This is a genomic window from Vibrio sp. 10N.222.52.C12, from assembly GCF_041474215.1.
GTDB classification, from domain to species: domain Bacteria; phylum Pseudomonadota; class Gammaproteobacteria; order Enterobacterales; family Vibrionaceae; genus Vibrio; species Vibrio crassostreae_C.
This window is the reverse complement of sequence record NZ_JBFRTR010000001.1, coordinates 1-7,521: the sequence shown is the minus strand read 5'-3', so window position 1 is coordinate 7,521 and position 7,521 is coordinate 1. Positions and strand designations below refer to the sequence as shown.

The 7,521-nt window shown below is 39.6% G+C and carries 6 protein-coding genes and 1 pseudogene; all 7 read right to left on the bottom strand.

The genetic code is table 11. From position 1 onward, the window contains the following. The gene (locus AB4623_RS00035; protein ID WP_372145441.1) at nt 1–1,530 is read right to left on the bottom strand and encodes an SAVED domain-containing protein; all 1,530 of its coding nucleotides are present in this window, start codon (nt 1,528–1,530) and stop codon (nt 1–3) included. A 315-nt stretch (nt 1,531–1,845) separates the two neighbouring features. Further along, nucleotides 1,846–3,210, bottom strand: coding sequence for an SMODS domain-containing nucleotidyltransferase (locus AB4623_RS00030; RefSeq protein ID WP_136999091.1), 1,365 nt, complete (start codon nt 3,208–3,210; stop codon nt 1,846–1,848). 9 nt (nt 3,211–3,219) lie between these two features. Beyond that, entirely contained in the window at nt 3,220–4,326 is a 1,107-nt protein-coding gene (locus AB4623_RS00025) for an SAVED domain-containing protein (protein WP_086774682.1), read from the bottom strand. Between the two features lie 543 nt (nt 4,327–4,869). Beyond that, on the bottom strand, nt 4,870–5,667 hold the full coding sequence (locus tag AB4623_RS00020; RefSeq protein WP_372145438.1) for a hypothetical protein: 798 nt from the start codon (nt 5,665–5,667) through the stop codon (nt 4,870–4,872). A gap of 137 nt (nt 5,668–5,804) precedes the next feature. Further along, a complete protein-coding gene (locus AB4623_RS00015) occupies nt 5,805–6,299 on the bottom strand; it encodes a hypothetical protein (protein WP_372145436.1) in 495 nt (164 codons plus the stop codon). A gap of 496 nt (nt 6,300–6,795) precedes the next feature. Further along, nucleotides 6,796–6,975 (bottom strand): hypothetical protein, encoded by a 180-nt coding sequence (locus tag AB4623_RS00010; RefSeq protein WP_017093966.1) that lies wholly within the window; start codon nt 6,973–6,975, stop codon nt 6,796–6,798. Between the two features lie 312 nt (nt 6,976–7,287). Continuing rightward, nucleotides 7,288–7,521: pseudogene (locus tag AB4623_RS00005) on the bottom strand (hypothetical protein); the annotation flags it as partial.

The window sequence follows — 7,521 nt, the reverse complement described above, 5'->3', positions numbered from 1 at the left end:
TTAGAATGCGGTGTTCATGGCACGCTTACAAATATTTGAACCATCAGGTCTATCGTAAAGTCTGCATACTGAATGATTCCCTGCTTGTAACATTTGGCCAAATTTGAAAAGTGTACTGGCTGGGGAGATACCGAAAACATGTATCACCTTAGAGCGCCATGAATCTTGAATTGTCCTTATGGCTTGCCTAGCAAGAACTGAAAAATTATCTAATTGTTCTTTTGAGTTAATGCAGTTAGGGTCGGGGTCAGTATTAGTGATTCTAATCCAGCCTATTTTCTTATCTCTAACTTTTTTAGCCAATTCTTCGGGAAGAGCATTGGTATCTAACTTTGCTGTGAGTTCGAAAGAAAGGATTGCTTCTTCCTGGTCAGAATCGTCACCTACTTCATACGAGATATTAAACTGCGAGGTTAAGATCGGAGATTCCTTTGGCCAACGCCAAGTTTTTGCGATTCGATCATATTGGAAAATTTCTACATGCCTAGCTTCACCGATAATCCTTCCAGCTAGAACTAGTACTGGAACCAAATGCAACGGGAAAATTCCTAGAGATTCAGGTGTCATAGATGATTTCTGAGATGGTTTGTTACTTGTGAAGCTAATTAATTCTCGTATATCTGACTCATGTTCATGAAGAAAATGCCCCCAAAACCCAAAACGTCCTCGGTCATCTCGCTGTGTTCTTCGGAGCATGTGTTTGATTTCTGGGAGTGGACCAAGATTTCGGCTAAGTGCAGAACTGCAAAGTTCTGTTTTGGATACATTTGTTGGTACTTGAGCTAAGTCAGCGAGTAGAGTTATGAGTTGTACGGTGGGATACTGCAAACTACCCAATAACAAATTAACTCGGGCAGTATGTTCATCGCGCATATGTTGTAAATCGGATGCTGAATGTCCAGCTACATCTATCCTATCTATAAGTCTATGGTGACCGTCACACATAAGCATGATGTTGTCTGGAGAGTCTGATAGTGCATGAGAGCTCTCATTCCCTCTAGGTCCATCTGGATCGGAAGCTACAATGTGAGCCAAATATGCAACCCTTGCATTTTTTGTTGTTAAAGGAGTAGAGCCAAGATCTTGACCACACCCCCGGTACATACACCTTCCTCCAGCATCATGCCATACCTTAGAAGCTGTAAGGGGTGATATTGCTTTACCTCGACCTTGGCCAAATAGTACATCCCTTGCTTTCTTTAGGGCGGTAATATCTTTGACTTTTGCTTCTAGCAACGTCCAGTCAAATTGTGAGGTCTTACTTTCTACTAATACGTCATAAGGAAGCTCTATACGTTTAAGCATGTTCTTCTTAGACAGCACCTTGAGAACGGACACAGCTTCCGTACCTAAATCACCTACCATTAACTGCGACGGTTTTTCACCCTGTTCATAGACCTTGAAGATATGTTTGGCATAAGCATAAACTATTAGTTTTCCATTTGAGAGGCATAAAGAAAGCCATTCTGCCAATTCTGCGTCAGATAAACCTGACGGATGACCTTTAAGTACCTTCAGTTCGTTTTGCACTTGTAATCCTTTTCCATCATTTAACTGCTACTCATTATTAACTGACTCTGACCCAATTTCTTCCTTTCGGTTGCAGACAAGTAAGAACAATAATCAACCAAGCTCATAATGTGGTATTAGTTAGATTTGGTCAAACAGAGGTAACGAGGGTTACTAAAAGTAACAAATATTTCCAGTTAAAACGCTTTCGTACTGTCAATCCCCGATAGAAATGTCCACTTTTAGGAGAAAAGAAATGGAGTCAACGTGAGTGGCTGGCGGTGAATTGGTCAAGTTCAAGAAGGAAAAGGCTCGCTAATGCGAGCCTTATATCTATCAATTGATAGGGATGACGAGCTTACCACTTCTTGCTAAAAGCACCTCGTCTTTAACAACAAATGCCTCTACGAAGTGATTCCCTTTATAAGAGGTTGTTTCTTCTTTGATTTTTCCACCGATTTCAAACCCACCTCGTAATTGACCTAATCTACCCGCTTCTTCTCCAGTGTTAGTAATTTGCCAATATACGTCTGAGTTGGGAGGAATATCATCTGTAACCGTGAACTTAAGCGAATAGTTCTTGCCAAAAATAATTTGTTGGACAGCTCTAGCGAACGGATTGACGCCATTTTTATTACGATACTCAACATCTAAGTTGACACTACCAACGCTCTCCACTTCTTCCCATCTATGACGCGCGCAGTAAGGAGGAATAGGGAAGTTAGGTTGACTTGCTTCGCCCAAGATTTCATCATAGGTAGCTGCTGTGGCAGATTTCTTGGTAACAGAATGAAAGCTATCTCCGAACACACGGCGCCATTTTTTAATAGATTCAGTTCGATCTGTTTCATCAAATGCATCTTCTATCCAAGTTCTATAATCGCCGATCTTTGTTTTGAAAATCGTATACTTTTCTTCATTCCAGTGACGAGTAAACGTTTCTTCGGTTCGTACTGGATTGACTATTTCTGGCATTGAATCGTAAAAACTTAAATAATCATCCAAACGGGTAAAAATTGTCTTTAAGGTGGTAGCAATATCTTTGAAGAGCTCACTATTAGGTTCGTAGTCTTGAACCATATTACAAATCAAAGTGGTTAAAAGTATTGATTTACATGAAAACGTAGTTTTTATGTCACGAAGATACTTGATAAGGCGAATACATTTAATGAGGTTGTTGTTACCTACTACTGAATTCTTGTCGGCGACCCACTTCTTGTATGATTCAGGGTCAGTAAGCTCAAACTCATTGGTGTGTCTATTCGCAATCAAATATTGTGTATGATTACCTAAAACGGTTTCTGTTACTCGTACAATACATGGAACAACATCGATATGAAAATCACCTGAATAATCAAGATAAACACAACGAGTGTTATAGTGAACCATATCTTTATAGATACTTGACCCCTTAAAAGCCTGATGAAGTTTTGTTATGTAGTCTTTAGGCTCCCAATTATCATTTTCGTCCATAAAGAAGACTATATCAGCGTCAAACTCTTTGTTTTTAACTGGCTTGATAATCGTCCTATGTCCGTATGACCCCTGAGGCGAGGTGTTCCTAAAAATCCCTTTAAAATCGTCGTGATCTTTTACATACTTCTCAACAGACGCTGAAGTGGTAGTAACCTTGTTAATTCGAGCTTGATTGAGATTGACCACTTCTGTTAGGAATTCAGTAAATATTTTTTGATGTCTCACATGGTTTCCTTACTTAATTAAATAACTAATTTCTTGGTCTTTGTTTATTTGTAATGACCAAGGGTAACCAGCACCATCAAAGTGGTGTACGTTTATCTGCTGACTAAGGTGATTTTGATTAAACTCCGCCCCTATGCGCATGATTAGCGAGGCTTGAGCCATAAGGGTCAAATGAACTTCAGTAACGTAGGGGTACTTCTTAAGAAGGGTGTTATTTATTTCGGTTCTAAGGGAGGCAACAAAGTTTGATTGCTCTACATCTGAGAACATATTTCCAACGTTTCTACTTTCAACTCTATAAGCAATAGCGCGATCTAACTCTAGACTTTCAAGAAAGGTCTTTAAGTCATTATCAAAAGAGACTTCTATCGAAATGCCTAGCTTTGTTACCTGAGAATCTAGAACCTCCGGCTTTTCCATAATTTCTGAGCACTCTAATTTTTGACCTCGACTTCTAGCATCTCGACAGTCTAACCATCGTTCCTTGTGCTGCTTCTTGTTGTCACGGTTCCAGCAGTAGTAATTTACCAAACGCTTATTTCCAACCAAGTAACCTAAAGTAAAGCAATGCGGAACATGAGCTATAGCTCCTAAAGCGAGTGGCTTGTTTGGTTCAAAGCCATTTAATTTCTGAAGTGATTCGTCGTAAAACTTCTGAAGTTTGGCGCATGATTCTTTTAACCAGTCCTCAAGAGTCTGCTTTCTAGATTTCCACATGAAAAGGTCATCATGTAACCCGGCTGGTTCGATTGTGGAACTAAAACTGCTGCACAGGGTTGGAGCGGCAGCCCCATCTAAGCTTCTTAAATCGATACTCTTTGCTCTGTTCTTTGAGGCTGACTCACCAAATAGCATTGAGTAAACTTCAAAGAAGAATCCTACGACGATCATTACTATTGAGACATAAACACCTACCAACGTCGCAATTTCATATGTTGAGTCAGACGCTGTATCAATGACGAATGAGTATTCACCATTGCTAAACTGAATTGCAAGTGAGCCAATTGCCGTAAGAGTAAAGAGCTTTATGCCTAAGCTCATAAGATAGCGCGAGCCTGAAAGTCGGCGCTGAAAAATTACGTAACCAAAATCAAGTAGTTGATCTATCCATTTCAAACTTCAAGTCCTATATATCTAGAAAGTAATTGATTCTAACCTATAAGGTATTTATTGCACATTGATATATGTGTATGTAAATGCCTATTCATATTTGGTTATCTATTCGTTTGTACAGACTTTCACCCCCATATTACATCTCGGGGATTAACAGCGAACAGCATGAGAAGAAGGGATGATTTTTAGTATTGCAAAAGCCCTGAACAGGGTGTGAATGAGTAAAAGATCTAAACAACTTTGGGGCACTTTGGAGTTAGAAAGTGCCACGGGTAAAAATTCAGTCTGTGAAGGTTTTGGACAGAAATCATTTTAGGAAAATCGAACATTAGCAAAACATGAATAATTAGAAGTATGGCAAATAGAAAACTGACGTGCAGATCGCACCAGGTGATGTGTCGAAACTCTACCTTACGAAGACCGCACTCGCCTTGAGAAAAGTATCAAGGCTGCCACCCTTCTAGAACAGATCGCACAATTTACTTATATAGAGGCTCGGGCTTGTTCAACACTAGGGATTTAACGTTGGTTACGCACGCTTAATCCTTATTGTATGGCATTATTACCATGAAGTGAAAAATGTTGAGACCACTCTAATCCATTACGAGAGTTTTGAGATTTTTCCCAGAATTTGTCGCAATATACGCTATAGAACTCGTCTACTAACTCTGTCACCAAAGGCAATAAACACTCGACTTCATCGACAAATTTTGAATAAAGCTTATCACGAGCTTTCTCGTACTCAAGATCCAAGTCATAATCATTTATCTTTCCATGCACCTCGTACCAAGCCATATCCTTGAACATGCCATCGTCTTCTGTGAACAAGTGAATATGACCTTTATGAGCGCGAGTATTCCTGTCAACCCGGAAGCTTTCACCCGATTTATCTATAGCTTTTAATAATTCAACGATTTTCGGATGCTCGACTTTAAGCTCACGCTTTAAGCTTTTTAGATTAAGTTTGTGATCAGGCATATCTTTTTCCAAAGTTTCGATGACAAAGTGAAATGCAATATCTCGAATGCTGGCAAATCGTAACAACGCTAAATCAGTTATAGATTTAAGCCAGTCGTACCTATTAATTGCTTGCACCGATGAAGGCAAAGGAAGTTGTTCTACACCTAACATCTGAGGAATAACACGCAGGTCTACAAACTGTTGTTCTAGAGCTTCAAAGCGTCCATTTATCAGTAATGCGTAAGCCATATGAGGATCGTTTTTCACAAAGTCGTCATAACTCTCGTAACCGTAATGACCTAAGAAATACATACCCATGGAGTCGTATAAAGCTCCTTTAAAAATGGAGTCTTCTAGTCCCCACCAGTGATACTCTGTATTCAAAATTACCTCTTAACTAATAAGATGGCTACGCTTTGCTAAGGTGCGGCTAACTCCACGAAACCTGAGCAAAGCCACCGTAATAACTAAACTCAACCGAACCAAAATCGCCGACAGTTAGCTGTCCGCTTGAACAATTATTAGCTGTTATGGTTGATATAATTGCCTAATATCTTAATGGCTTCAATACCATCGTGAACTGGTAACTCGTTGTAGTGAAACCCTTGCTCTATTACTCGATTTATAATTGTTCCTTTGCCATCACCGAAGCGTGGATGTACATGGGGGTTTCGCATTAACCGCAGAGCTGTTAGCTTAGATTCCATTTCTTCATTAATTAGGTCAACTTCGCGAGCTTTTGTTATCAACCTTGCAAAACCCTTAGTACAAACAGATTCATGCTCAGTCAATACAAAACAATTTGCTAAACAGTGCTCTGCAACAAGTTGGCAAAGCAAAATGCAAGAAATAAAATTCCCTTGGATAAAGCTACTTTCAATTTCATGCAATACAAACGGGTCTAAACCGCCAGAAAACATCATACTGTCGTGATGTAAATCAACTACATGACTGCGAAAGAACGCTTCTCTCTTTTCTGGAGAGTCATAATCTTGATACTTATCTAACCAATCCAACTTACTTCATCCTAAGACAGCCAACGCTTTTAGACGGATTTATTCCGTAATTGTATGTGACCAATCATAACGCTAATCATACTCACGCTCAATCTAATGCCCGTATTGCCTAGCGACTAGGATGTGAACTTCAGAAATTGCCGAAAGTTTCCGTATAACTCCGGCGGAATCTGAGCAATATGATTTTCAACCTACACACGCCCGAAATAGCTCGGCCTGAACCTCTTTCATCGGATTAGATTTGGTAGGTAAAAACAAGGCCCCTAAAATGTGTAGAGTATTTGATCTAACGGTTTGGGGCATAAGTGAGTCAGTGAGCTTGCTAATTTAGAAGTTACAGATCAATTAACTCACGTGTTGAAAACCAGATCTGTTAAGGTAATGTTAGCAGCTCAATACAGACGTCTCCGCAAAGCACCTTAAAGACCATGCCTAGCACATAGTAAAAACACCACGTGTTGCGAATCAATATTGAACAATTTGTATGCTTACGGAATTAACAGAAGGCGTTTAATTCAGTGGTAGGAAGTGGATTTAGGAAGAAGCCTAGAGAGCTTACGCTCTCTAGGTTCAACCCTGAAGTTACACCAGTTGCGACAACACCAGAACAAACCGCACTCACCCCATTTACTACTGCTGAAGCGAAATACTTTACGTTTTGAACGAATCTTTCCATAAAACCTCCTCGTTTATTTGCTGGATGTGAAACTAACAAATTATTGATGTAATTTAGTGTGATAATTACAAACGTGAGTCCGGTTATTATGTCCAGGGTGCTGAAGTGGAGAATTGAACTCCAAACCTCTGCCTAAATCCACTGGTCGATAATTCTATATAAAACTCTATTATAGTCAACAAGATGAACTAGTAAGCTAATGTCCAATAAAGGTATGAGGCACGCAATACCGATGCTACTGCATACCACCTTAATCCCCCAAACGGACGCATAACAAAAATGCCACGCGAGCCAAGTTACTTTTAAATGTTGTTATGTACCTATCCCTGCATAGTTTTCTTGGACTATTGCCATTGCAGACTCAGCAGCGACGTCATAGTCCTCAAACGTTCGTTTGTAAAAGTAGAAAAATGCGACACCAAACTCAGCTAGTTCAATGAAGATAAAATTATTCGTAGAGTGGAAGAAATGGAAGTCATTATTCGTGGTATGGATAACACAAAGAGAGTTAAGCCTGTCCACCTTTGATTTCATACTCAATACTTG

Coding starts and splice junctions, on each gene's coding strand:
- AB4623_RS00010 (WP_017093966.1), bottom strand. CDS start 6,975: ATGGAAAGATTCGTTCAAAACGTAAAGTATTTCGCTTCAGCAGTAGTA.